This window comes from Streptomyces atriruber, from assembly GCF_001418325.1.
Classification (GTDB): Bacteria; Actinomycetota; Actinomycetes; order Streptomycetales; family Streptomycetaceae; genus Streptomyces; species Streptomyces atriruber.
Genome location: NZ_LIPN01000147.1, coordinates 1 through 24,036, shown reverse-complemented (window position 1 = coordinate 24,036; position 24,036 = coordinate 1). Strand labels below are relative to the sequence as shown.

Annotated in this window: 21 protein-coding genes; 5 read left to right on the top strand and 16 right to left on the bottom strand. The window is 70.9% G+C overall.

Going from position 1 to position 24,036, the window contains the following annotated elements; translation table 11 throughout:
• The first annotated feature begins 191 nt into the window (after positions 1-191).
• Positions 192-551 carry a VOC family protein gene (locus AOK03_RS16950; RefSeq protein WP_055566108.1) on the top strand — a complete coding sequence of 120 codons (360 nt, stop codon included), beginning with the start codon at positions 192-194 and terminating at the stop codon, positions 549-551.
• On the opposite strand, the gene AOK03_RS16945 is transcribed toward AOK03_RS16950, so the two are convergent.
• Both AOK03_RS16945 and AOK03_RS16940 read right to left on the bottom strand, forming a co-directional pair.
• Positions 548-2,131, bottom strand: a complete 1,584-nt coding sequence (locus AOK03_RS16945) for a phytoene desaturase family protein (protein WP_055566107.1) — start codon at positions 2,129-2,131, stop codon at positions 548-550. The two genes, AOK03_RS16950 and AOK03_RS16945, sit on opposite strands and share 4 nt — an antisense overlap.
• Complete coding sequence (locus AOK03_RS16940) at positions 2,118-3,014, bottom strand: DUF3626 domain-containing protein (protein ID WP_055566106.1); 897 nt, start codon at positions 3,012-3,014, stop codon at positions 2,118-2,120. The genes AOK03_RS16945 and AOK03_RS16940 overlap by 14 nt, the downstream gene beginning before the upstream one ends.
• Positions 3,015-3,163: 149 nt before the next feature.
• Between AOK03_RS16940 and AOK03_RS16935 the strand changes: the two genes are divergently transcribed.
• Positions 3,164-3,352, top strand: a complete 189-nt coding sequence (locus AOK03_RS16935) for a hypothetical protein (RefSeq protein ID WP_055566110.1) — start codon at positions 3,164-3,166, stop codon at positions 3,350-3,352.
• Positions 3,353-3,393: 41 nt separating this feature from the next.
• On the opposite strand, the gene AOK03_RS16930 is transcribed toward AOK03_RS16935, so the two are convergent.
• The 3 genes from AOK03_RS16930 to AOK03_RS16920 form a co-directional block, all read right to left on the bottom strand.
• Positions 3,394-5,631: a serine/threonine-protein kinase gene (locus tag AOK03_RS16930; protein WP_055566105.1), complete on the bottom strand. Its 2,238-nt coding sequence runs from the start codon at positions 5,629-5,631 to the stop codon at positions 3,394-3,396.
• Positions 5,613-6,557: an oxygenase MpaB family protein gene (locus tag AOK03_RS16925; RefSeq protein WP_055566104.1), complete on the bottom strand. Its 945-nt coding sequence runs from the start codon at positions 6,555-6,557 to the stop codon at positions 5,613-5,615. Before AOK03_RS16925 ends, AOK03_RS16930 begins: the two co-directional genes overlap by 19 nt.
• A 79-nt stretch (positions 6,558-6,636) precedes the next feature.
• Positions 6,637-7,050 (bottom strand): nuclear transport factor 2 family protein, encoded by a 414-nt coding sequence (locus AOK03_RS16920; RefSeq protein WP_055566103.1) that lies wholly within the window; start codon positions 7,048-7,050, stop codon positions 6,637-6,639.
• Positions 7,051-7,313: 263 nt separating this feature from the next.
• Here AOK03_RS16920 and AOK03_RS16915 point away from each other — a divergent pair, with 263 nt between their 5' ends.
• The 3 genes from AOK03_RS16915 (at position 7,314) to AOK03_RS16905 (ending at position 9,148) form a co-directional block, all read left to right on the top strand.
• A complete protein-coding gene (locus AOK03_RS16915) occupies positions 7,314-7,811 on the top strand; it encodes a TetR/AcrR family transcriptional regulator (protein ID WP_244177642.1) in 498 nt (165 codons plus the stop codon).
• Positions 7,812-7,976: 165 nt separating this feature from the next.
• The gene (locus tag AOK03_RS16910; RefSeq protein ID WP_055566101.1) at positions 7,977-8,465 is read left to right on the top strand and encodes a Pycsar system effector family protein; all 489 of its coding nucleotides are present in this window, start codon (positions 7,977-7,979) and stop codon (positions 8,463-8,465) included.
• On the top strand, positions 8,450-9,148 hold the full coding sequence (locus tag AOK03_RS16905; RefSeq protein ID WP_167355616.1) for a Crp/Fnr family transcriptional regulator: 699 nt from the start codon (positions 8,450-8,452) through the stop codon (positions 9,146-9,148). The genes AOK03_RS16910 and AOK03_RS16905 overlap by 16 nt, the downstream gene beginning before the upstream one ends.
• A 36-nt stretch (positions 9,149-9,184) precedes the next feature.
• Here AOK03_RS16905 and AOK03_RS16900 read toward each other — a convergent pair whose 3' ends face one another.
• From AOK03_RS16900 to AOK03_RS16850, 11 genes are all read right to left on the bottom strand, one after another.
• Positions 9,185-10,753, bottom strand: coding sequence for a protein kinase family protein (locus AOK03_RS16900; RefSeq protein ID WP_055566099.1), 1,569 nt, complete (start codon positions 10,751-10,753; stop codon positions 9,185-9,187).
• A complete protein-coding gene (locus AOK03_RS16895; RefSeq protein ID WP_055566098.1) occupies positions 10,750-11,736 on the bottom strand; it encodes a protein phosphatase 2C domain-containing protein in 987 nt (328 codons plus the stop codon). Before AOK03_RS16895 ends, AOK03_RS16900 begins: the two co-directional genes overlap by 4 nt.
• A gap of 154 nt (positions 11,737-11,890) precedes the next feature.
• Positions 11,891-12,571 carry a vWA domain-containing protein gene (locus tag AOK03_RS16890; RefSeq protein ID WP_079074773.1) on the bottom strand — a complete coding sequence of 227 codons (681 nt, stop codon included), beginning with the start codon at positions 12,569-12,571 and terminating at the stop codon, positions 11,891-11,893.
• A gap of 57 nt (positions 12,572-12,628) precedes the next feature.
• A complete protein-coding gene (locus AOK03_RS16885) occupies positions 12,629-14,431 on the bottom strand; it encodes a vWA domain-containing protein (RefSeq protein WP_055566097.1) in 1,803 nt (600 codons plus the stop codon).
• Entirely contained in the window at positions 14,428-16,608 is a 2,181-nt protein-coding gene (locus AOK03_RS16880; RefSeq protein WP_055566096.1) for a hypothetical protein, read from the bottom strand. Before AOK03_RS16880 ends, AOK03_RS16885 begins: the two co-directional genes overlap by 4 nt.
• A gap of 164 nt (positions 16,609-16,772) precedes the next feature.
• Positions 16,773-17,645 carry a hypothetical protein gene (locus AOK03_RS16875; protein WP_157868977.1) on the bottom strand — a complete coding sequence of 291 codons (873 nt, stop codon included), beginning with the start codon at positions 17,643-17,645 and terminating at the stop codon, positions 16,773-16,775.
• A 268-nt stretch (positions 17,646-17,913) separates the two neighbouring features.
• Positions 17,914-19,113 (bottom strand): acyl-CoA dehydrogenase family protein, encoded by a 1,200-nt coding sequence (locus tag AOK03_RS16870; RefSeq protein WP_055566094.1) that lies wholly within the window; start codon positions 19,111-19,113, stop codon positions 17,914-17,916.
• Positions 19,114-19,224: 111 nt separating this feature from the next.
• Positions 19,225-20,496, bottom strand: coding sequence for an MFS transporter (locus AOK03_RS16865; protein WP_055566093.1), 1,272 nt, complete (start codon positions 20,494-20,496; stop codon positions 19,225-19,227).
• Positions 20,493-21,734 carry an ATP-grasp domain-containing protein gene (locus tag AOK03_RS16860; protein ID WP_055566092.1) on the bottom strand — a complete coding sequence of 414 codons (1,242 nt, stop codon included), beginning with the start codon at positions 21,732-21,734 and terminating at the stop codon, positions 20,493-20,495. Before AOK03_RS16860 ends, AOK03_RS16865 begins: the two co-directional genes overlap by 4 nt.
• Entirely contained in the window at positions 21,731-22,933 is a 1,203-nt protein-coding gene (locus tag AOK03_RS16855) for a pyridoxal-phosphate dependent enzyme (protein WP_425264387.1), read from the bottom strand. Before AOK03_RS16855 ends, AOK03_RS16860 begins: the two co-directional genes overlap by 4 nt.
• 47 nt (positions 22,934-22,980) lie before the next feature.
• Positions 22,981-23,997: an ABC transporter substrate-binding protein gene (locus AOK03_RS16850; RefSeq protein ID WP_244177641.1), complete on the bottom strand. Its 1,017-nt coding sequence runs from the start codon at positions 23,995-23,997 to the stop codon at positions 22,981-22,983.
• Positions 23,998-24,036: the final 39 nt, after the last annotated feature.

The following is a 24,036-nucleotide window of genomic DNA, read 5'->3' as shown; positions in this document are numbered from 1 at the left end:
CCCGCCCTGCTGATGGCGGCGGCCACCGCGGGGAAGGGCGTGAAACCGAAGATGGCGTGCTCGACTCCCAGTTTCTTGCTCAACTCCGTCTGCATGGGCGCAGAATGCCGCAGTGGCCCGGCCGAGGGAAGAGATTTTCTGATGCAGTGTCAGATCCAGTCGGCAGGGGCCGCTGTTCCTACGATGGCCGCATGGCCCTCGATCTGTTCTCCGGCATCCCTGTCAGTGACTACGCATCAGCACTCACCTGGTACGAACGCCTGCTCGGCGGCCCCGCCACGTTCCACCCGAACGACGTCGAAGCCGTCTGGGAACTGGCCGAGCACCGCTATCTGTACATCGAGCACCTCCCCGAGCACGCGGGCCACGCCCGGCACACCCTCTTCGTCGGCGACTTCGACGAGCGCATCGCGCAGATCACCGGCCGCGGCCTCGCCCCTGCCCAGCGCGAGACGTACGCGAACGGCGTCCGCAAGACGACGTACCGCGATCCCGACGGGAACGAGATCGGATTCGGCGGCGCGCCGCGGAGCTCGGAGCCGGAGCTCTAGCCCTCTCCCCGCCCGGCCGCGCGACGGCCGCCCGTGTCGTCGAGCGCCGCCATCGCCGCGTTGTGCCCGGGAACGCCGCTGACACCGCCGCCGCGCACCGCGCCCGCACCGCACAGCAGGACGTTCGCGTGCCGGGTCTCCACGCCCCAGCGGCCGGTGCCCTCCTGTGCGTAAGGGAAGGCGAGGTCACGGTGGAAGATGTTGCCGCCGGGCAACCGCAGGTCCCGCTCCAGGTCCAGCGGGGTCTTGGCCTCGATGCAGGGGCGGCCCTCCGCGTCGAGGGCCAGGCAGTCGGTGATCGGCTCGGCGAGATGCGCGTCGAGCTGGGCGAGGGTGGACTTCAGGAGTTCGGCGCGGGCGGTGTCGTTGTCGCGGGCGAAGAGCCGTGCCGGGGTGTGCAGGCCGAAGAGGGTGAGGGTCTGGCAGCCGCGCTCGACGAGGTCGGGCGCGAGGATCGTGGGGTCGGTCAGCGAGTGGCAGTAGATCTCGGAGGGGGGCGCGGCGGGCAGCGCACCGGCGGCCGCCTGGGCGTACGCCGTCGCCAACTCCTCGTACCCCTCGGCGATGTGGAAGGTTCCGGCGAAGGCCTCGCGCGGGTCGACGGACGTGTCGCGCAGCCGAGGCAGCCGCTCCAGCAGCATGTTGACCTTGAGCTGGGCGCCTTCCGCGGGCGGGGGCGCCTCGTCGCCGAGGAGCCCGGCGAGGGCCTCCGGTGACGCGTTGACCAGGACGTGGCGGGCGGAGGCGGTGTGTTCGGCGTCGTCGGTCCGGTAGGTGACCTCGGCGCGCCGGCCGTCGGTGTCGATCCGTGTGACCTCGCACCCCGTGCGCAGCAGCGCGCCCGACATCCGGGCCGAGTCGGCGATGGCTCCGGTGAGGGCGCCCATGCCGCCGACGGGCACGTTCCAGTCGCCGGTGCCGCCGCCGATGACGTGATAGAGGAAGCAGCGGTTCTGGCGCAGGGACGGGTCGTGGGCGTCGGCGAACGTGCCGATGAGGGCGTCGGTGAGGACGACGCCGCGCACCAGATCGTCGGCGAAGCGGTCCTCGATCGCCGTGCCGATGGGCTCTTCGAAGAGGGTGCGCCACGCGGTGTCGTCGTCGATGCGGGCGCGCAGGTCCGCGCGGCTGGGCAGGGGTTCGGTGAGGGTCGGGAAGACGCGGCGTGCGACCTCGCCAGTCATGGCGTAGAAGTCGCGCCAGGCGTCGTACTCGCGCTGTCCGCCGGTGAGCCGCTCGAAGGCCTGCCGGGTGCGGGCCTCGCCACCGCCGACGAGGAGCCCGGTGGGGCGTCCTTCGCGCTCGGCCGGGGTGTACGAGGACACGGTGCGGGTGCGCACCCTGAAGTTCAGGTCGAGGTCCCGGACGATCTTCTTGGGCAGCAGGCTGACGAGGTACGAGTAGCGGGAGAGCCGCGCGTCGACCCCGGCGAAGGGCCGGCTGGAGACGGCCGCGCCACCGGTGACGGAGAGCCGCTCCAGGAGCAGCACGGATCGTCCGGCGCGGGCGAGGTAGGCGGCGGCGACAAGACCGTTGTGGCCACCGCCGACGATGACGGCGTCGTACTCACGATCGGGCATGGCTCTTCCTAGCACGGGGGACGCGGCTTTGCGGGCCGTCGGCCGACCGTGGCGCCCCGAACCGGGCCACGTAGTGCCACACCCTCTTGACCGACTGGGGGTCGTGGTGGCCGGAGCGCGCCGCGGCCCCGACGATGCCCGGGTCCAGGGCGCCGTCGACCGCCAGCCGCGTGCCCAGGTCGACGTACTCCTGCCCGCGGTAGCCGGGGTGGCGGCGGAGCTCCTCGGCCCCGAGCCGGAAGCCGGGGTGCCATTCCACCGGGCAGCCGAGGCGCCGCGCCGACGTCTCGACGGGCGTGCCCCGGTAGCAGGGGTCGAGGACAAGAGCCTCCACGTCGCGGTCCGGCCGGACCGGTCCGTGGACCTGTGCCTCGATGTAGTCGTCGAGGTCGTCCTGCCGGTCGGCGAGGGCGAGTTCGATGAGCCCCATGCGGTCCGCGACACCGAAGTCCGCGGGTTCGAGGAAGCTGTCGGGGTAGCAGAACGTGGTCCGCGCCAGCGTCGCGGCGGTCAGCCGGAAGTGGGCGGAGCCGAACCGCGGCGCGCCGCCGACCGGCTTGCGGCGGAAGTTCAACGCCCCGTAGACGGGTCGTTCGTGCGCGGGCGCATCGTCGTACGCCGTGTCGAAGATCCGGCTCTCCCAGCGCCACCGGTCACCACCGGGATGCGCGGTCAGTCCGCCGTTGCTGGTCCCCGTGACGAACTGCGAGCAGTAGACGCCGTCCTCGGCGATGGCGTCCAGGATCGGCCTGCCGTGCAGCGGCCGGTCCGGATGGAAGTTGAGGGTCACCCGCAGCGTCTTGTCCATCGGAGGGCCCGACGCCAGTTCCGCGATGTGGCGCAGCGCTCGTGCGCGCGAGGTCTGGGAGGCAGCCGGATCCATGCCGCAGTGTGTCCCGAGTCGATCAATCTGCGCACGCGATTTTTCCGGGCGGCCACCGGCCTGTCCTTTTGATCAGGAAAGAGGCGATGATACGGATCGGGGCGGGCCGCACGGTGAGGACCGCCGTACACACGGGGACGGGAGAACGCATGATCATCATGGTTTCCATACTGGTCGTGGCCGCGGCGGCGATCGGTGCGTGCTGGGCCGTGCTGCGGCGCCGGGACGGCTCGGGAGAGCGCGGCGCGGTGGAGCGCGGGGCGGCGGGGCAGGGGTTCGCGCAGGGGCTGAGCGCGTCCCACGCGAGGAATCAGAACATGGGCGGCCCCGGGGTCTGAGGGACCCCGGGGGCCGCGGGCCCGTCGGGCCCGTCGGGGGGTCAGCGCTCCCCGGTGGCCCGCCGCTGACGCAGCGCCGCCACCCTGCGGTAGAGCTCGACGGCCTCCGTGCCGCGGCCGAGCTGTTCCAGGCAGTGGGCCTCGTCGTTGCGGCTGGCGAGCGCGTCGGGGTGGTCGGGGCCGAGGACCTGTTCGCGGGCCGCGGCCACCCTGCGGTACTCGGTGAGCGCATCGGCCCAGCGGCCGAGCCAGCCGAGGCCGACGGCGACCTCGCGGCGGCTCACGAGGGTGTCGGGATGGTCCGGGCCCAGCACCCGCTCGCGGACGGCGCACACGTCCCGGGCCTCCGCGAGCGCCTCCTCCCAGCGGCCGAGCCGCCCGAGGTTCACACCGAGTCCGTGGCGGGCCCTAAGCGTCTCGGGGTCGGCGGGGCCGTTGACGCGGGTGCGGTCGTCGATCAGGGAGCGGTACAGCTCCAGGGCCTCCCCGCTGCGGCCGAGCCTGCCGAGGCTGATGCCGACCTCGTAGCGGGCGGTGAGCGTGTCGGGGTGGTCGGCGCCGAGCGCCCGCACCCGGGCGTCGGCGACTTCCCGGTAGGTCTGCAGGGCCTCCGGCCAGCGCCCCAACTGGCCCAGCGCATACGCGACTTCGTACCGCGTGACGAGCGTGTCGGGGTGGGTCGTCCCGAGGACGCGCGCACGGGCCGCCGCCACTTCTTCGGCCAGCCGGAAGGAGTCCTCCAGGCGGCCGAGGCGGCTCAGGTTGTACGCGAGGTTGTGGCGACAGCGCAGTGTGTCGGGATGATCGGGCCCCGCCGTGCGCTCGCGGACGGCAAGCACCGAGGTGTACGTCTGGTGGGCCTCGAAGTGCCGCCCGAGCTGGCCCAGTACGTACGCCATCTCCTGGCGGGCGGCGAGCGTCTCCGGATGCTCGGGGCCGAGCGTGCGCTCCCGCCCCTGTGCGACGCGGCCGTACTCGCGCAGGGCGTCGGAGGCGCGGCCGGTGCGGCTGAGCGTGAAGCCGACCTCGTACCGGCTGGCGAGCGTGTCGGGGTGGTCCGGGCCGAGGGCGTGCTCGCGTTCGGCGGCGACCGCGCGGTGCACCTCTCCCGCCTCCGCCCAGCGGCCGAGCCGCCCGAGGCTCAGGCCGGCGTTGTGGCGATTGGTGAGCGTGGCCACCACTTCCGGGGGCGGCGTGGGCCGTTCGGTCGGCCGGGGGGCCGCCGCGCGACGCGCGTCGAGGCGCGGGATCCACTCGCCGGTCAGGCCCGCGGCCGCGTCGGGCGGCGTGGCGCGCAGCACGGACGCGCCGCCGGCCTTGTGCCCGGTGGTCATGCCGCGGGTCCAGGAGGGCAGGCGCGGCTCGTGGGAGGGCAGCGGTTCGGGGCGGCGGACGGGCGGCGTGGCAATGGTGGGGACGTACGAGATCGACGTGCGTCCCGCGGCGATGCGGCGGACCAGCTCCCGCGCGTCGTGCGGCCGGGCCGCGGGCTCCTTGGCGAGCAGGTCGAGGACGATGCGGTCGAAGTACGCGGGCAGTTCGCCGCGGTGCCTGCGGGGCGGCGCGGGCGTGGTGTCGCGGTGTCCGACCAGGACGGCCCAGGCGTCCTCCATGTCGAACGGCGGCGCTCCGGTGGCGATCTCGTACAGCACGCAGCCGAAGGAGTAGAGGTCGCTGCGCTGGTCGACGGGGTCGCCGCCGATCTGCTCGGGCGACATGTAGTGCGGGGTGCCCATCGCGATGCCCGTGCCGGTCAGTCGGGAGGTGAAGCCGATGTCGGCGCCGAGGCGGGCAATGCCGAAGTCGCAGATCTTCACCGTGCCGTCGCCGAGCCGCATGATGTTGGCGGGCTTCAGGTCCCGGTGCACGATGCCCTGTTCGTGGGTGTAGGCGAGGGCTCCCGCGACCTGGTCGGCGATGTCCACGACGTCCGCGACGGGCAGCGGGTGCTGCTTGTTGTCCTCCAGGAGCTGGCTGAGGTTGCGCCCTTCGAGGAGCTCCATCACCAGGTACAGGACGCCGTCGTGCTCGCCGAAGTCGTGGACGACGGTGACGCCCCGGTGCTGGAGCGCGGCCGCGACGCGCGCCTCGCGGCGGAAGCGCTCGCGCAGCACCCGCGTGAAGGCCTGGTCGTGCTGAGGCCCCATCGGCTTGAGGCATTTGACGGCGACCTGGCGGCCCAGCGACTCGTCGCGTGCACGCCACACCTCGCCCATGCCGCCGCGCCCGATCAGATCCAGGAGCCGGTAGCGGCTCTGGATCAGCCTGGTGTCCGCCATCTCGTGTTGTCGCCCCCGTTGCCTCGCTGCGCCCTCCCCGGCCCGTCCAGTATGGCGTCCCGTCTGTCGAGTTTGTACGGGGCCGGGCGGCTGCCGGGGCCGAGGCGGGCCATGGCGCGCAGGATGTGCTTGGGCGGGAGTTGCCAGCGCACACGGGAGGGGACACGGCGCAGGACGGTGCCGGTGAGGACGAGGCGGCGGGTCACCGTGGCAGGCGGCGGGGCCGCCCTGCCGTACAGCTCGTGGGCGTACGACGGCAGGGAGGCGTACGCCAGGTTCGCCACGCGGCGCCACAGCAGGTCGCGCGCCGGAACGAGCAGGGTGTGCGTCGGGGGGCGCTGCAGGAAGTCGTCGACGGCGCGGGCGTCGGCCCCGGCTGCGAGCCGCGGCCGCACCTGCTCGAAGTACGCGGCGAGTTCACCCGTCGACGCGGGTACGTCCGCGGGGTCGAGGCCCACGAGACGGGCGCTCTGCCGGTGCTCGTCGACGTACCGGTCGGCCAGCGCGTCGGTGAGGGGGAGCCCTGAACGGCGTACGACGTGGAGATAGGAGTCTATTTCCGCGCAGTGCACCCAGAGCAGCAGCTCGGGCTCGTCGACGCCGTAACGCTCCCCCGTCTCCGGGTCGGTGGCCCGGAGCATCGTGTGGATCTTCCGCACCCGGGCGCCCGCCTTCTCGGCCACCTCCGTCGTCCCGTAGGTGGTCGTGCCCACGAAGTTGGCGGTGCGCATGAGGCGGCCCCAGGCGTCCTTGCGGAAGTCGGAGTTCTCCATGACGCCGCGGACCGCGCGGGGGTGCAGGGCCTGGAGGTACAGGGCCCGGATCCCGGCGACCCACATCATCGGGTCGGAGTGCGCCTGCCAGGTCACGGAGGACGGCCCGAAGAGCCCGGGGTCGGGTGGAGTTGCCTGTGTCTGCTCGGGCATGGTGCGACCATCTCCTGACGGGTGACGACCTGACCGCCAAGTGTGGCCAGGATGCCGTCCGGACGCCAGGAGGTATCGCTCACCCCGCCTCCCGTGAGGGAGCGTCGACGGGCCGGGTGAATCCGTGGGACCGGTGCAGGCGGCCGTCGGGAGCGAAGGTGTAGAAGGTCAGGACCTCCGTGGAGACCCGCCTCTTGCGCAGGGCGGCGTGGATGGTGAGCCGCGCCGCGATCCTGTTGCCGTCCGCGAGCGCTTCGTGCACCTCGAAGCGCGCCTCGTCGTCCTCGGCCAGGTTCTTGCGGACGGGACGGATGTGGGCGAGGAGCTTGTCCCACCCGAGCCGTACGCCGTCACTGATCATCACGATGTCCGGGGTGTAGAAGCGGGCCATGGCCGGGGCCGGGTCGTGGTCGCCCCGCACGACCTCCTCGTGGAATGCGGTCAGGAAGTCGGCGACGAACTGTTCGGGGGTGCTCTGTGCCAGTGGCTGCATGGGGCTCCCGTCGAGGCGCGGCTGGGCGGAGCGGTCCTCGCAGGACCACCCCAGGAACTCTTACACCCTGTAAACTAAAGCGAACCCACAACTCTGACAAGGTGTAAGACTTGCCCCCTCCGCGCCCTCCAAGCCCTCCGAACTCTTCGGCCTCTCCAAGTCCACCGAGCCCGCCCCCGCGACGCCGGGCCGACGCCGAGCGCAGCCGTACCGCGATCCTCGACGCGGCCGTCCGGCTCCTCGGCGAGCGGCCGGACGCGGGGATGGCCGCCGTCGCGACCGCGGCCGGGGTCACCCGCCAGACCGTCTACGCCCACTTCTCCTCACGGGACGACCTGCTCACGGCCGTCGTCGACCACATGACCGACCTGGTCACGGCGGCGATGGACGCCTCGGGACCCGACGAGGGCCCGGCACCCGACGCGCTGCTCCGCCTGCTCGACGCCGCCTGGCACGTCTCCCGGACGCACCCGGCCCTGCTCCGGCTCGAACCCCGCCCGGCCCCACCGGAAGAGGAGCGTGTCCGCCACCGGCCGATCGCCGACCGCATCGCACACGTACTCGCACGCGGGCGCGACGAGGGATCCATCGACCCGCTCCCCCCGCTCGCGTGGCAGGTGTCGGCCGTGATCGCGCTCAGCCACGCGACGGGAGAGGAGGTGAGCGCCGGCCGCATGACGGCCACGGACGCCACGGACGCCCTCCGCTCCGGGCTCCTGCGTCTCCTCACCGCGGATGACGGCACCACCGGCACGTCCTGAGCCCCGGCAGGTGGACGGCGGCGGGTTCCCCACAGGGTGCTCCTGGCCGAGGTCAGGGTCGCGTGAATCGGCGAGTACATCCGGAGCAGGGCCAGTTCAGCCCCTCGGTGCCACACTGGCCGCCTGCACCCTTGTCCGGCCGACGATCGGGAAACCGGGGGCGCCATGGCAGAGACGGATCCGGTGGAGACCGCCTGGCGGATACACGCGGTCCTCATCGACTGGACGGGCAAGGTGGACGCGAAGGCGGGCTTCGCTCTCGCCTTGGAGTCGGCGGTCGCGGTCATCGCGTTCTCCGGCTCCGACCACAGCCTGACGGACTTGGACGGCGTGCTGCCCATGGTCCTGTTCTGGCTGGGTGCCGCCGTGCTCGGGCTGTCGGCCATCGCCTCCATGTCCGTGATCAGCCCACGCCTCGGGCGCAGAGCCGGACCACCCCGGGAGAACCACTTCCTCTACTTCGGTGACCTACGGCACTGGGCCCCTGAGCGCCTCACCGAGAGGCTGAGCCAGACCTCCCCTCTGGACGCCTTGACCCATCAGGTGGTGATCATGAGCCAGATCTTGTGGATCAAGAGCCGACGGGTACAGCAGTCGCTCGCGCTCGCCGTCGTGGGCTGGACGTTCGTCGTCCTCGCGTGGTTGTTGGGCTGACCATGACGGCCCACCGCTCCTCCACCTTCTGGGAGGCACTCGGCCCCGTGGAACGGACCGAACTGCGCCGGGCGGCAGTCCAGGTTTCGCTGCCCGCGGACCAGCAGTTCCTGACGCAGGGAGAGGACTCCGACCATCTGGTGGTGCTCGTGAGCGGCTGGGTCAAGGTCGTCGCCCAGTCCCACGCCGGCTACCGCGCCCTGCTCGCGCTGCGCGGCCCCGGTGAACTCCTGGGCGAACAGGCGGGGCTGGAGCGGCGCCGCCGCTCCGCATCGCTGCAGACCGCGACCCCGGTCGACCTGCTGCACCTGCCCGCCGTCCGCTTCCACGCCATCGCTCGCACCAACAACTCCGTCGCAGCGGCCTTGGAGCAGACACTGTCCCAGCGCCTGCGCGAGGCCGACGCCCAGCGCACCGGCATCACCGAACCGGTCCCGGCCCGTCTCGCCGCTCTGCTCCTCGACCTGGCCGAGCGCTGCGGCCACACCGATCCCGATGGTGCCGGGCTGCGTATCGGCCTACGGCTCTCCCAGGACGACCTGGCCGGGCTGGTACTGAGCTCCCGTCGGACGGTCAGCCGCGTATTGGAGCAATGGCGAGGCCGGGGTTGGATCGTGACGGGTCGGCAGTCCCTGTTGATTCGCTCCGTGGACCAACTCAAGAGGCAGGCCTTCGGAGGCTGAGTCGCCTGCCTCGTCGGCTCGGCTCCCCTGGGGAACTCAGCACGGGCGATGGCTCACCCCGCTCCTGGGCGCCTTGTAGATGCGATAGCCCTTCGTGTGGGTCAGCTGATAGGTCACCTTCCAGTCGTCACAGGTGTCGTCCGGGTTCGAGGCCGGTCCGTAGCCGGCGTCCTGACGGCTGCGGAAACTGACGGTGGCGAAGGTGCGTGCACCCGAGGTGGAGAGGGCGGCGAGGACGATGCGGGTGTCCTTCGTGGTGCTTATGGCACGCGTCCACTCCCTGCGGCTGGAGGCAGATGTGCGGTCGACGACGCCCGACTTGGGGTCGTAGTAGGTCATGGCCTTGCCGTAGTGCCGCGTGTTGATTGCTCCGTAGAAGCGGGCGAACATGTCGGCCACCTCGTCCGCTGCCGGCTCGTCGACGACCTGCGAGTAGTCGACGGCCGCCCCCGGAGCCTCGGCCCGCCCAGGAGTTCCGGTATCCGCCGGCGGGCTGCTGTCGGCCCCCGAGGACTTCAGGGCAACGAGCAGGGCTATGCCAACGACCACCACCAACAGCACGATCGTGCCGACCACGCACCCACCCCATGAGAAGGAAGACGACGGTGCGGGCGTGGTCGGCACCTGAGTCGATGACGGTCGGGGCGTGGGCTGCGGAGCCTGTGGCTGCTGCGACGGTACGGGCTGCGGGCGTGCCTGCGTCGCCTTCATTCCACTGCGCGCCCGTTCCAGCGCTCGGTGCCAGTCCGCCAGCTGAGGCCGCCGTCGTGGATCCGTGTTCCTGCTGCGATCCGCGAGCGTCGCCAGGTCGGTCGAGATGCTCCGCAGTCCACTGAGGTCCGTGCTGTGCTGGTCCCGGTTGAAGAGCCTGGTGGCGATCAGACCGAACTTGAAGACATCGGAGGCCGTCGTGGCCTTGGCCGCCTCCGGTACCTCCCAGCCCTCCGTCTCCACCTGGGGCAGCACGTCCTTGCCCCTGAGCCGCATCGAGTCGCAGTCGATCAGCAGGCATCTGGGCGTCGGGGCCAGTCTGAACAGGACGTTCTTCGGTGAGAGATCTCCGACGATCACGCCCTGCCGGTGCAGCCGGGTGACCGTCGCGGCCAGGTCGGCGAGCAGCCTGAGCCGCTTGTCGTCGTCGGCTTGCAGTCCGATCCGCGAGGTATAGGCGTCTTCGTTGAGCAGGAATTCCATGCCCGCGGGCTTCGCTTCGCCCAGCTGGGAGTGGTTGAGCTGGAACTCCGCCACCAGTCGCTGCATCAGGAAGCCGACCACCAGCGTGCCGGAATTGAGCGAAGGCCGTAGTTGGGTCGGCCTGCTGCCCGTGTAGATCATCGCGAGCGGCCAGGTGAGGCGATGGCTCAGGAAGGCGCGATCGTGCCGGTGGGACCGGCCCAGCTCCTCGAGGAAGACGACCATGGCGTAGAGCACGTCGCCGTCGCTCCGGACCGTGGCCAGGTACTCCTTGTAGGCAAGGAATTCGCCGCTGAACCTGCCCGGCGGCTCGGGCACGCCGTACACGACGCCCTGTCCGCCGGCGCCCAGTCGGTGCGCCCGGTAGTCGCCCAGCTGGTCGGGGCGGGCATAGGAAACCGGGACCGTCATGACCGCTCTCCTGCCTGGTCCCTCGGCCACAGCGCGATCAATGTGCGGTCGTCGTCGAAGGTCTCCCGTGAGAAGTCCAGCAGATGCGCGAAGCCCAGTGGCGGTACGGGGCGGCGCAGCCGATCGCGGAACAGGCGCGCCACGGCCCCCGTTCCGTCTCCCAGGGGGTCGCCGAAGCCGTCCGTGCCGACCAGCAGGACCGTGCCCTGTTCCAGGGAGAAGGTGAGCGGGCGGATCACGTTCGGCAGATAGGGCAGGGGTTCCACCGCGGAGGAGACGAGTCCGTCCGCCCCGTCCGGCTTCCCTCCCACCAGTCGGTGGACGTTTCCGTGTTTGATCTGCCAGGCCCCGGAGTCACCGACCGAGACCACGTGGACGAATACCCCGCTGTCGGTGGGGGTGGCCGTCCCGGCCACCAGGGTGGTGGCCAGCAGCCCGGCCGTCTCCTGCAGCCCTGCCTTCGGGTGATGCAGAATGCGGCGGGTCTGCTCGACCAACTGCCAGTGCACCATGTAAAGCAGCCTGTCCCAGTTCTCCACGTAGCCTGCGCCGTCCCCGCGTACCTGGGACAGCATCTCGTCGATCGCACTGCGGCTCGCCAGCTGCGCGCCGATGTGCGGCTGCTGTGCGTCGGAGACCCCGTCGGCGACGGCGAAGGCCACCGTCCCGCTGTTCGTGTCGCAGGCGACCGCAGCGTCGTCCTCGCGGGGCCGGCCGTCGAATCGGTGCTGGTAGCCGCGCACGGAGGCCAGTCGTACATGGAGTGCTGGAGCCGACCAGCCGTCGCACACGACGTCGGGCCGGTAGGACAGGCCTGAGGGCGGCGTCGGTTCCAGCGCCACCGTCGGTTCGCCCACCTTCAGGGGCTCCCACAGTTCAGCGAGGTCGTCCGGCGCGGTCTGTGGCCCGGGCCCGGAGGCGGGCTCGGGAGCAGGGCCGACGGCGGGCGAGGAGGCGTCGGGGGGCGGGGACGAGTCGTCCACGGCTTCCTCGGGGCGGTGCCGCGGCCGACCCTCGGTCGTCGGGTCCGGTCCCGGTGGTTGCCGTACGGGCTGTCGCTCTCGCGGGTCCGCCTGCGGCGCCTTCTCCTGCCGCTTCTGTCGCCTGTCGGGGTGACACCAGTTCAGCCGCACCATGTCAGATCACGTCGATCGCGACGGTGAAGCCTTCCGGCTTGTCGACCATCAGTTGCGGAGAAGCCGATGCGAGTGAGCGCCCGGAGGCGATCACGCTCTTGGTGAGTGCGGTGCAGAACTTGGCGATCGCCGGGCCGACGTCCACGCCCTTGTCGGCGACGAAGCCGAATTCCGGCTGCGTGGCCACCTGGCTGATGGTTTCCGCGTCGGCGGTCGCTATCCCGCAGGCGATGATGTTCGGTGCCCCCAGGGTCAGATCGCGGTCGGTGAGCCTGCTGTGCGGGCCCCGCCAGTCCTCGTCGCCGGTGGGCATGCCGTCGCTGAGGAAGAACACAGCGGGCCGGTGCACCTGGTACCCGTCGTCCTTGAGGCTCTGCACCTCTGCGGGGATGCGCTGGATCAGGTCCTCGAAGGCCGCTGCGTAGCTCGTCATGCCCCGCGTGCTCAGGCGCGGGAACTCGTCGGCGCTGCGCAGATCCACCAGATGGACCCGCTCGACCACATCGTCCGAGAAGCCCAGGACGGAGAAGCGCACTTTGGCGGCCGCCATGGGCTCGCCGAGCAGCGCCTGGTGCAGCGACCTCAGTCCGTCGTTCAGGTCGTCGATGTGGTGCGTCATCGAGCCCGATTCGTCGGCGAGGACGTAGATGGGGAGCAAGTGCCCCCGATTGCTTTCCATCATCGTCTCTTGTCCTTGTCCTTGTCCCGTTCGCGGTTGCTGTCTTCGGTCGCCCGTATGTCAGAGCGCGTCCTCGGCCGCGCGGAAACCGTCCGGCGCGACGAGTGAGAACTGTGGGTCGCCGGAGCTCAGGCGCTGCCCGTAGGCGACGATCGTGTCCCGCAGGAAAGCGGCGCAACTGTGTGCCGCGGAGGCCGCGTCCTGGTTCGGCGCGGCCATGAATCCGAACTCGGGCCGGGTCGCCATGGTCCGGACCGCTCGCGCCTCGGCCCCGCCGATGCCGAGCACGATCAGATGGGGTACCACCGGATTGCCTCCCTGGTCGACGAGTTCGCGGTAGGCGGCGTCCCAGCCTGGCCCCTCGTCGGGCACACCCCCGGTGAGGAAGAAGACGATCGGGCGCAGGACCTGTGTGCGCTGGGTCTTGACCAGAGCGACGTCCTGCCGCAGCAGCGCCTGAAGGGTGCGGAAGGCGTGCTCGTACGACAGCCCCTGACGCCCGGTGAGGATCGGCGTCCGTGTGCTGGGCAGCACCGTTTCCAGCGGCAGCCGCAGTTCCGTTCCGGCGGCCATGCCCAGCAGGCACAGCCGCAGCGCGGCGGAGACCCCGGGTGCGCCGGAGAGAGCGGAGTGCAGGGCGGCGAGGCCGCGGTTCAGTTCGTCCAGGCAGTCACTGTTCAGCGACTCGTCGATGACCAGGTAGATGAGCGCGGCCCCGGAGAAGGGGACGGGCACGGCCGAGGAGGCGGCGGTGTCCGGTGTGGTCGGCGTGGCGGTTGCGGCGGCCGTGGTCGGCGTGGCGCTGCCGGGTGCGGGCCCGGGCACAGCTGGGTCGGTCTGCTGGGGCGGCGCGGCAGGTCCCTGGGGCGGCGAGTCCCACGGCCGCGCGCCGGGCAGTTGAGGTGTGGCGACGGCCGAGAGCTGGACGTGCCCGCCGGTGGCCTGGCCGACCTGTCCGGTCAGGTGCTGTCGCAGCAGGTCCAGGTCGCCCGCCTGAATCAGGCCCTTCTCCGCCATCACCTGGAACAGGCCGAGTGCCCGCTGGTTCTGCAGTTCGGCGGTGGCGGCACGCGCCTCCTCCAGCTGGCGGCTCATGGCGAACGCCCCCGCGGCATCGTGCGGATGAGTGTTGAGGTACTGCCGGATGAGCCCCTCGCTGTTCATGAGCATCCCGGAGAAGGCGGCGTCATGGCGCTGGGTGGCGCCGATCTCGTACTCCTGCTGCACCGCCGCGAGATCGCCCGCCCGATGGGCGGCCCCGATGTTCGGTACGTGTTCGGCGACTCCGATGCTCTCCGTCCAGCCGGCCTCGATCAACGTCTCCAGGTAGGCCAGAGACTTGGCGTCCGGTCGGACCGAGACACGGCAGCCCTCCACCACCAGCCCCGGCGACAGGGAGACCGGCGACGCACAGAGCCGGGTCAGATGGTTCTGGAGATCGACGGCCTGCTCAATGCCGAAGCCCTGCCCTGCCGAGTGGAACCGGCTCACCAGATGCCCGTGCACGACGGGGAGGGGATCCTGCAGACCCGAGCGCACCCAGTCCTCGGCGCCCGTCCAGCCGTCGACGCGGAAGGTGAAGGAGACGGTCACCTGGAAGACATGCACCCCGTCCCGGGAAACCAGCGGATTGTTCTCGAGTACGGCCGTGCGATGCTGCGGGCGCATGTCGACCTCGTACCGCGTGCGGTACTTGGAGAGGAACTGCTGCCCCGCCCGCAGCGGGCGACCGTCGAAGCACACCACCTCACCCGTGGCAGTGGCGTAGACGACGGCCAGATGCGGCTCCCTCGCCTTGGTCGGGCCCGTCCCCCACCGGGGCACCGGCGACTGACTGACGATCAACGAGACCGGCTGGCTCACCGGGCACCTCCTGGCTGAGCGGCAAATCCGGGCTGCCCCGAGCGCAGAGCGCTGCCGAGGACCGCCGCGGAGCGGGGCAGGGGACGGAAGCAGTCGCGTCCGGTCCAGCTCGTGACGTGACGCTGCAGGAGCAGGCGCACGCGAGGGCTCCGCACGGCGACGTCCTCGACCATCGTGGTGACCAGGTCGTCGAGGAGCAGCGGATCGGTCTCGGCCTGAACGGCCCATCGCTGAAGCACCACGTCGGCCTCGTCGCCGAACAGTTCACCGCCGATCACCTCGGCCCACAGGTAACCGAAGAGCCGCCGCAGGGAGCCCCCGCGCCGGTCCCGCACGGCCAGGTTCAGCAGCGTGGGGCGGCTGCGCGGCTGCGTACTGCCGGCCACCGTCTCCTCGGTGACCAGTCCGTCGGCGAGAATCAGGAAGACGAGGTGTCCGCAGGCACGGCTCTCCGATTCGTGCACCATCTCGGCCACGGCACGCAGCACGACCGGGGCATGCGCCGCCACATCCTGTGCCAACAGGTCGACGAAGCCGTCACCGATGGCGATGGCCACCTGGATGTGGTCGACCGTGCCGAGCCGGGTGAGGGCAGCGACGGCGGTGCCGAGGTCGACCCCGCCCAGACACAGGCCGTAGGCGCGGGCGGCAGCGGCCTGCAACTCCCAGATACCGCTCAAGTACCAGCCGTTGACCAGGTTGTGCACACCCGCCCACAGCGCCGGGTCGCGGGCGCAGACCTTCAGGGCGTAGGCGATGGCCTCCCTCCGCTGCCAGCCGCAGTCCTCGTGCCGCGCCCAGTGGTCGAAGACCCTGGTGGCGATGAACTCGAAGGACTCGGTCGCTATGAGCCCGAGCGAGGTCCCGGCAAAACTGCGCACCGGGAGCGAGGACGAGTCGATCAGCTCGGCCAGCCAGCCCACCAGCTCCTGCTGGATGCGGTACTCCGACCAGACGTGCCGGATGATCCGGGCCGGGTATTCGGCGTCGCGGTACTCGGCGATGGTGCACGGCAGCCAGCCGTAGTCGCCCTGAGTCACCGAACGGACGGTGCGGGCGCGGAGCTTCTCGGCGAACAGGCGGCGTGGCTGCGCGAAAGGGTCCTGACGCAGCGGGACGGAGCCCTCTTCGACACTGGATGTCAGCACTCCGCGTTCGCTTCGGAAGCACGCCAGAAGGGTGGTCGAGGCAAGGGCCACCTCCTCCTGCGGCAGTCCGCCCAGTACGGCGAGGGCCACGGCCTGGGTGCGGAGCACGGTGTCGCCGAGTCCCTCGAACCACTCCTCGGGCCCCTCGCCCACGGTCTGGTCCATCCGGGTCCGGACCCGGTCCAGGTCGAGGACCAGTGCCTGCTGCGGATCGCCGGGCTCCGGGCCGTGCTCGTGCGCCAGTACCTCCGCGAGCCGCGCAGCGTCACGGCACGGGGCGTCGTACAGCAGCTCTTCGGCCAGCGCGGCCACACCTGCGTCGGCGAGTACCCGCTCGGCCTCCGCCCCGCCCAGACGGTGGTCCAGGTGGACTCTCAATACGGCGGTCAGCCCATCCGGCCGGACGATGCGTTGCACGTACTCGCCCACGCCGGGGCCCAGTTCGTCCTCGGGCCCGGCGACCAGGACCAGATGGGCGTCCGCCAGGCGCAGCAGCTCCTCCAGACCTTCGAGCAGCTGGCCACGCAGTGCACTCACATCGGGGGGCCGGTCGAGGAGCAGGCCCGAACCACTGCCGAGTTCCTTCAGCTCCGTCAGTCGAGCCAGGTCGTCGACGGAGTCGAGCCGGTACCAGGCCTGCACGTTCTTGGCCATCAGCAGCCGCAGGGCCGCCGCGGTCTTGCCCGCGCCCTCGGCCCCTCGAAGCACGACGGAGCGGCGTTGCCATGCGTTGTCGTGCACGTCGTCCCAGCGGGGCGGCTTGTGGAACGCGTACCGGACCGTTTCCACGGTGCTTGCGGAGATGGCCCGCAGTACGACGCCCCGTTCGCCGGGGGCCTGGACAACGATCTTGTTGCCCTGGATCCAGTCCCGACCTATGTGAGTCCACGCCTCGCGGAGCAGACCGGCGCGCAGACTTCCCTGCCCGGTGCGAGCGGTGGCTTTCTGGGCGCTCTCGCCCGCTCCGACATTGTTGCCCTCGGCGCCGCCCGCCGGGCCCGCAGGCCGTTGCGTCCCGGCGTCGCCCACCGGGGGAGTCGCGTCCCTGCCGCCTCCGCCCGGCGGGGGCGCCCCTCCCCCGGCAACCGCACTCCCCTGACCGGCCGCGTTCCCGGACGGTGTGGGTGACGGGGAGGGCGCTGACGGTTCGGGTCCGGACCGGGGCGATGGGGGCGGGGAGCCGCCCGGCGCGCTCATGACTCGCCCGTGGTGCCGTATTCGTTGTGTTCGTACTTGTCTCCGTATTCGTTGTGTTCGTACTTGTCTCCGTGCACGACGTCCCGGCCGACACTGCCGAAGCTCACCGGATTGGTGCCCGCGGCGATCGGGCTGTTCGTCACGTCGTTGAAGGTGAATACGGACGGCGGGGCCGGGGTCGCCGCACCGGCCCCACCGCCCTCTCCTCCCGCGTCGACGTCCGGAAGCGGAGTTCCCCCTGCTCCGCCGGACGTCCCCCGTGGTTCCGCGGGAAGACCTGGGGGCGCCGAGTAGCCGGGCACCGTGACCCAGCCCCGGCGCCGCTCGTCGTGCTTGGTGACGAAGTCGGCGGGCAGATAGGCCGCCGGGTCGATCCCCGGGTAGTTGCCACCCACAACCATCGCGTGCACGCTCTCCGAGAGGACCAGCACCAGCTGGGCCCTCCGCGCCCGTGCGAGTACGCCCTTGACCGGGCCGGCGTCCACGAGTCGGGCCAGGTCATTGATCGCGGTACCGGTCCAGCGCTTGCCCTGCCGGATCACGAGTCCCTGATGGAGACCGACCCTCAGCCTCATGCGGTGGGTCTCGTTGTACTTTTCCTGGTGCGCCCGCAACGCATCCTCCAGACCCCGCGTCAGCTCGCGCAGCAGCCTGGTCGGACTGGTCCCCACGGGCGCCAGGATCAGCATTCCGTCCCCCCGGTCCTGGACGGGGCATTTCGCAAGGCTGAGCCCGGCACGGGCGAGAGCGAATTCGACCACCTCGTACAACTCGCCGTGCAATGTCGCCTGGGAAACCTCAGGACGCAGGCTGAAATCTTCGATGTCCAGCAACACAATCCAATAGCTGTGCGGATCCGACGACACCACGGCAGTCCTCCTGTACTCGGGCAGGAGCTACGAGCACCCCCGCTGCTCCATGCAAGGGCCTGTTTCCAGCAGTGTCTACGCCACGTGGCGCACAGCGTACGGGTTTTGACAGTTCATCTCTTTCTGGGACGGGGAGTCGCGATTGCAGAACGGAGAGTCAGGCAGAACACCCTCCCCAATCAAACATGAGCAGCAGAAAGAAAGCGGGCCGCCTCAAAGGCCGCCCGCTTCCTCACCCTGCTTGAATATGAATTGCCGTCACAACGCGCTAACGGCGCACCCGCGGCATCCCCAGCCCGATCCAGGAGATGATCTCGCGCTGGATCTCGTTGTTCCCGCCGCCGAACGTGAAGATCACCGCCGAGCGGTAGCCGCGTTCGAGTTCGCCGTGGAGGACCGCGCCCACCGAGCCCTCCTTCAGGGCGCCTGCCGCCCCGACGACCTCCATCAGCCAGGCGTACGCGTCGCGGCGTGCTTCTGAGCCGTAGACCTTCACCGCGGAGGCGTCCTGTGGGGTGAGGGTGCCCTCCTGGACGGCGTTCACCATCTGCCAGTTGAGGAGTTTCATCGCGTCGAGCCTGGTGTGGGTCTTCGCCAGGCGTTGTCGGACCCAGCCCAGGTCGATGACGCGGCGGCCGTCGGCCAGCTTGGTGTCCATCGCCCAGCGCTGCACGTCGTGGAGGGCGCGGATCGCCATGGTGCCGTGGGCGGCGAGCGTGACGCGCTCGTGGTTGAGCTGGTTCGTGATGAGGCGCCAGCCCTTGTTCTCCTCGCCGACGCGGCGGGAGACGGGGACGCGGACGTTCTCGTAGTAGCTCGCGGTCGTGTCGTGGGAGGCGAGGGTGTTGATGAGCGTGCAGGAGTAGCCGGGGTCACTCGTGGGGACCAGGAGCATGGTGATGCCCTTGTGGAGCGGGACGCCCTCTTCGGGGGTGGCAGTGCGGACGGCGAGCCAGACCCAGTCCGCCGTGTCGCCGTTGGTGGTCCAGATCTTCTGCCCGTTGACCGTGTAGTGGCCGGTCTCCTCGTCGCCCTCGCGCACGGCCCTCGTCTTCAGCGACGCCAGGTCCGTACCGGCGTCGGGCTCGCTGTAGCCGATGGCGAAGTCGAGCTCACCGGAGAGGATCCGGGGCAGGAAGTACGCCTTCTGCTCGTCCGTGCCGAACTGCATGATCGTCGGCCCGACGGTGTTCAGGGCCATGAGCGGCAGCGGTACGCCCGCCTGCGCCGCCTCGTCGAAGAAGATGAACTGCTCCATGGGGCTGAGCCCGCGCCCGCCGTACTCCTCGGGCCAGCCGACCCCCAGCCACCCGTCCGTCCCCAGGCGGCGCACGGTCTCCCGGTAGAACCGTTTCTGGGCGGCGGGTTCGCCGTACCGCGCATAGGCGTTGTCCGGCACCAGCTCGGCGAAGTACGCACGCAGCTCGGTGCGCAACTGCTGTTGCTCCGGCGTGTATTCGAGGTGCACGGCCCCTCCAGGCTCTACTGGCTCACTGCTCGGCTCGCTCGGTCCCGGACCTGACGGCGCACAGAGTAGAACCCGTTTCAGAAATAGGGAATGGGCAGCGCCCTGCTCCCGTTAGCTTCGGCTTCCGGTGCGGTTTCGGGTTCGGGTTCGGGTTCGGGTTCGGCGCAGGGTTCGCAGCAACAGCGGTGGCAGCAGCGCGCATTGCGCCGCGACCGCCACCCAGAAGAGGCCCGCGTGACCGGCCCCCTCGGCCCACGCATAGCCCTCGCCTCCCGCGATGCCGCTGGCGAACGCGCCGATCCCCGCCGCCAGGCGCTGGCGGCCGAAGACGACGGCGGGCGACCGGTCGGAACGGGACAGGGCTTCGAGGTCGTTCTTCAGGAAGAGGACGACCTCGCCGAGGCAGATCAGCAGGGCCCCGCCCAGGATGGCCGCGGGGTGGCCGAGGGCCAGCGCGGCCATGCCGAGGGTCAGCGCGGTGAAGCCGATGCGCAGGGCGCGGGGATAGGGCAGGCGGGCCGTCCAGTCCGAGAGGAGGGGCTGGGTGACGACGAGGAGCAGGGCGTAGAGCGCGAGTACGAGGCCGTAGAAGACCGTCGAGGTCCTGCCCACGGCGTAGAGCGCGAGGTAGTGCTGGAAGAACATGAAGACGTACACGCTCAGCACCGTGATCGCGAAGGGGAGGAGGGGCGAATCGGTGGTCGCCGGCTTCTCGTCCTCGGGGAGCCGAGGTCCGGGCCGCTGTTCCTCCTCCCCCGCCGCAGTCTCCTTCGGCAGCAGCGCGTGCCCGGCCGTGATCAGTCCGAACAGCACGGTGACGGCGGTGAAGAGCCCCGCCGACGCCGTGAGCACGAAGGGCGCGGCGGCGATGGGGCCCAGCGCGATGCCCGCGTTGAGCGCGGAGCTGCTCGCGGACAGCAGCGGGGCGCGGCGGTCCTCCGCCGCTCCCGTGACCAAGTACGCCTTGTTCGCGGGCAGATAGAGCGCGGCCCCGCAGGAGACGAGGAACAGCGCCGCGACGGCCCACATGGGACGGCTCAGCCCCGGCAGGAAGGCCCCGAACCCCACCGTGCGGATCACCAGGGCCAGCAGCATGGTGCGCTGCAGACCGATGCGCTCGGCGAGTGCGGCCCCCACGACACCGCCCGAGAACTGCACGAACGAGGCGACGGCCAGCACGACTCCGACGGCACCGAGCCCCATGCCCAGCCGTTCGTGCAGCAGCACCGACATGAAGGGCAGCACGGCGAAGCTGCCCAAGGGGATGAGGAACGACCCGGCGAGAAGGAAGTACTGAGGGTCCGAGAACTCCGTGAACGGTGCGAGGCGCGACCGTGATCGTGGCCGCGGTCGTTCTGGGCGCTGCGGTGGTGTGCCTGTCATTCCCGGTCGTCGTCGCCCGCCACCGTCGGCCGTATGCTCCCGGCGGCGCTGAGCGCCCTGTGCAGGGCCAGCTCGGCGGTTTCGGCCTCGGTCAGCACGATTCCGGTGCAGCCGCGCTGGTCGCTCAGGTGCTCCAGGCGCCGTCCCGGGACGGCGGTGGGGTACCACTCGGGCGAGCCGGGGAACGCGGTCAGGCCGTCGATGCCCGTCCAGCCGGTGAGGGTGCCGGGACGGTCGGGATAGACGAGCACGAAGGCCGTCGCCGGGCCGGGAGCGGGTTCGGCCGCCGCCACCGCGTCCAGCAGGGCGGGGCGCCTACCGAGTGCCGTGTCGACCATCGCGTCGTAGACGTTGGTGCGCAGGGCGCGGCACAGCGCCTCGCCGACGAGCGCGCCGCCGATGCGGCGGTTGATCTCCACCAGTTCCGGGCCGTCCGCGGTGAGGACGAACTCCACGTGCGCGAAGCCGCTGTCGTGGCCTGCGGCGGCCAGCACGCGTCCCACCCAGCTCTCGATGACGTCGAGTTCGGGGCGGGGGAAGGCGACGGGGAAGGCCGCGGCCTCTTCGCGGACGGACGGCTCGGGTGACATCTGGCGGCTCAGGACACCGAGCAGCTTGGTCTCGCCCTCCCAGCCGAGGGTCTCCGCGCTGTAGACGGGTCCGGAGAAGAAGCACTCGGCGAACAGCTGCCCGTTGAAGGGGCGTTGGGACGCCTCGGCGAGCGCGATGCGGAGCTGTCGCTCGTCGCGCACCGGCCAGACGTTGCGGGAGGAGGTGCCCGCGGAGTCCTTCAGAACGGCGGGCAGGCCGACCTCGCGGAGGATCTCCTCGGCCGAGGAGACATCGGCGGGAACGGCGACGGCACGGCTGCGGCTCAGGCCCCGCTCGTGGAGGAGGGCGCGCACCCGGCTCTTGTCGCGCAGGATCCGCACCGCGCTCGGATCCGGCCCGGGCAGGCCGAACTTGGCGGCGAGGTCGGCGCCGGGCACGCTCCAGGTGTCGGTCGAGTTGATGAGCCCGCTCAGGTCGGGCAGGGCCGACAGGGCGGCCGCGCAGGCACCGGCATCGGTGGTGTCGATGTCGACGATGTCGAGTGCCCCGTGGGCGAGGTGGGCGAGTTCGTGACGGTAGACGTCGCGGTCGCCGGTGAGCAGGCACAGGCGGTGACCGGCGGTGCCCGCCGCCTCGACCAGGCGGCCCAGGCCGAAGGTGAGTGCTTCCAGTGCGGCGATGGTCACGGTGTCTGGTTCTCCCGGTCCGGTACGCCGAGCGGGCCGCTCGCGTGTGTGAGTGGGTCTGTCGCTCGTACGAGCTGGGCTTCCGCCGACGCGGGTGCCGGGGCGGGTGCGGCTACCGGTGCCGGGGCGGGTGCGGGTGCGGCTACCGGTGCCGGTGCCGGTGCGCGTACGGCACCGCCGCGTCGTACGTCGTAGCTCCGCCGGTTCCACTCCATCGCCGACCAGGGCGGGGTGAGGTCGGCGAGGTCGGCGATCCGGCACGGTTCGAGGGCGCGCGGGTCGAGCGCCTCGCGGTGGCGGGCGAAGACGCGGTCGGTGTAGCGGTGTCCGGTGTCGGCTCCGATCACCAGATGGGTGCGGCCGGAGTCACGAGCGGCCTCCCAGCCCGCGACGAGGTGGGCGGCGCCGGTGGACAGTCCCGCGAACACGGCGTGTTCGCGCAGCAGCCCCACGGCTCCGGCCATGGCGTGCCGGAAGTCGAGCCAGTGCAGGGTGTCGTAGAGGTCGTGATGGACGTTGTCGAAGGGGATCGAGCTGCCGATCCCCGCGATGATCGCCTCCGGGTCGCTGAACCCCTCGCTGCCGAAGGTGACGCTGCCGAAGGGCTGCACGCCCAGCAGCCGGACGTCGCGGTCGCGCCCGCGCAGCGCCTGGACGAGGCCGCCGCTGGAGGAGCCGGTCCCCACCGCCCCCACCACCGTCAGCGGTACGTCGGGCAGCGCGCGGTCGACGAGCGCGGCGAACTCCCGGTAGCCGGTGTAGTGGACGGCGTCGTGGTACTGCCGCATCCAGTGCATGCCGGGCCGCTCGGCCAGCAGCCGACGAACGCGCCGGACCCTGCCTTCCTGGTCGAGTCGCAGGTCCTCGGAGGGCGGCATCTGGTCCACGGTGGCGCCGAGGACCTCCAGTTGGGCGCGCATCGTGGCGTCGACGGTGGTGGAGGCCACGATGTGGCAGTGCAGTCCGTAGCGGTGGCAGGCCATGGCCAGGGCGAGTGCGTAGATGCCGCTCGAACTGTCGACGAGGGTCTGGCCCGGCTTGACGGTCCCGCGCTCCAGCAAGGTGCGGACCGCACCGAGGGCGGCGTAGACCTTGAGGGTCTCGAAGCGGGCGAGTACGACATTGTCGGAGAGTCGGAGGAGGTCCGGGGCCTTTATCGCGTCGGTGATGTGCTCATGGACCGGGGCGCTCTCGTCCAGGAGCCGCTCGTCGAACGGCGTGGTGTGCGTGGTGGTCACGGTCGCCGTCACCGCCCGACCGAACGCAGGTAGCGGCCCAGGTCCTCGGCGCCCGCGACATTGCGCGGGCCGCTGACGACGTCGCCGTACGACATGACGTGGAAGCGGTTGTTCTTCACCGCCGGTACGGACTTCAGGGCGGGCAGCTTCTTCAAGTAGGCGATCTTTTCCTTCGCGGGCTGGTCGGCGTAGTCGACGATCACGATGACCTCGGGCTTGGCCTTGATGACCGGCTCCCAGCCCACCGTCGTCCATCCCTTGTCGAGGTCGCCGAAGACGTTGGTGCCCCCGGCGGCGGTGATGATGGCGTCCGGCGCGGCGTGCCGCCCCGCGGTGAACGGCTGATCGGTGCCCGAGTCGTAGACGAAGACCTTGGCCGGGTCGCGGTCGCTCCGGTCGGGCCAGGTCTTCTTCAGCGCGGCGACACGCCCCTTGAGGTCGCCGACGAGCTTGTCGGCCCGCTTCTCCACACCGAAGATCTTTCCGAGGTTGTCCAGGTCCGTGTAGAGCGCCTGGAGCGGTGACACGTCGACGCTCTTGTTGCCGTAGTCCCAGCAGGTCTCGGTGTGCAGATAGCTGTCGACGCCGACCTTGTCCAGCAGGGCGGGGGTGATGCCGCGCTCCTCACTGAAGCCGGAGTTCCAGCCCGCGAGGACCCAGTCGGCCTTGGCGTCGACGACGATCTCCCGGGTGATGCGCTCGCTGCCGAGGCGGTCGACCTCGGCGTACTTCTTGCGCCAGGGCGAGCCCTTGATGGACGGGTCGCCGAGCTTGTTCATGACGTAACCGCGCATGCGGTCGGCCAGCCCGAGGGCGAACATCTTCTCCGCGCCGCTCACGTCGTACGCGACCGCGCGCTCGGGTCGGGTGTACGTCACGTCCTTGCCGCAGTTGGAGACGGTGACGGTGTCCGTGTCGGACTTGCTGCCCGCCGCCGATTCGACCTCGGCGCCGCAGCCGGTCAGCAGGAGCCCGGTGGCCAGCATCCCGGCGGCGAGGGCTCGGGGGAACGGTGGTCTGGTCACGCGTGGGGTCCTTCCGGGGAGGCTTTCGCTGGGGAGGGG

What these genes read in the sequence shown, in the direction of transcription:
- AOK03_RS16950 (WP_055566108.1), top strand. Translation starts at nt 192, where the DNA reads ATGGCCCTCGATCTGTTCTCCGGCATCCCTGTCAGTGACTACGCATCA.
- AOK03_RS16945 (WP_055566107.1), bottom strand. Translation starts at nt 2,131, where the DNA reads ATGCCCGATCGTGAGTACGACGCCGTCATCGTCGGCGGTGGCCACAAC.
- AOK03_RS16940 (WP_055566106.1), bottom strand. Translation starts at nt 3,014, where the DNA reads ATGGATCCGGCTGCCTCCCAGACCTCGCGCGCACGAGCGCTGCGCCAC.
- AOK03_RS16935 (WP_055566110.1), top strand. Translation starts at nt 3,164, where the DNA reads ATGATCATCATGGTTTCCATACTGGTCGTGGCCGCGGCGGCGATCGGT.
- AOK03_RS16930 (WP_055566105.1), bottom strand. Translation starts at nt 5,631, where the DNA reads ATGGCGGACACCAGGCTGATCCAGAGCCGCTACCGGCTCCTGGATCTG.
- AOK03_RS16925 (WP_055566104.1), bottom strand. Translation starts at nt 6,557, where the DNA reads ATGCCCGAGCAGACACAGGCAACTCCACCCGACCCCGGGCTCTTCGGG.
- AOK03_RS16920 (WP_055566103.1), bottom strand. Translation starts at nt 7,050, where the DNA reads ATGCAGCCACTGGCACAGAGCACCCCCGAACAGTTCGTCGCCGACTTC.
- AOK03_RS16915 (WP_244177642.1), top strand. Translation starts at nt 7,314, where the DNA reads ATGGCCGCCGTCGCGACCGCGGCCGGGGTCACCCGCCAGACCGTCTAC.
- AOK03_RS16910 (WP_055566101.1), top strand. Translation starts at nt 7,977, where the DNA reads ATGGCAGAGACGGATCCGGTGGAGACCGCCTGGCGGATACACGCGGTC.
- AOK03_RS16900 (WP_055566099.1), bottom strand. Translation starts at nt 10,753, where the DNA reads ATGACGGTCCCGGTTTCCTATGCCCGCCCCGACCAGCTGGGCGACTAC.
- AOK03_RS16890 (WP_079074773.1), bottom strand. Translation starts at nt 12,571, where the DNA reads ATGATGGAAAGCAATCGGGGGCACTTGCTCCCCATCTACGTCCTCGCC.
- AOK03_RS16865 (WP_055566093.1), bottom strand. Translation starts at nt 20,496, where the DNA reads ATGACAGGCACACCACCGCAGCGCCCAGAACGACCGCGGCCACGATCA.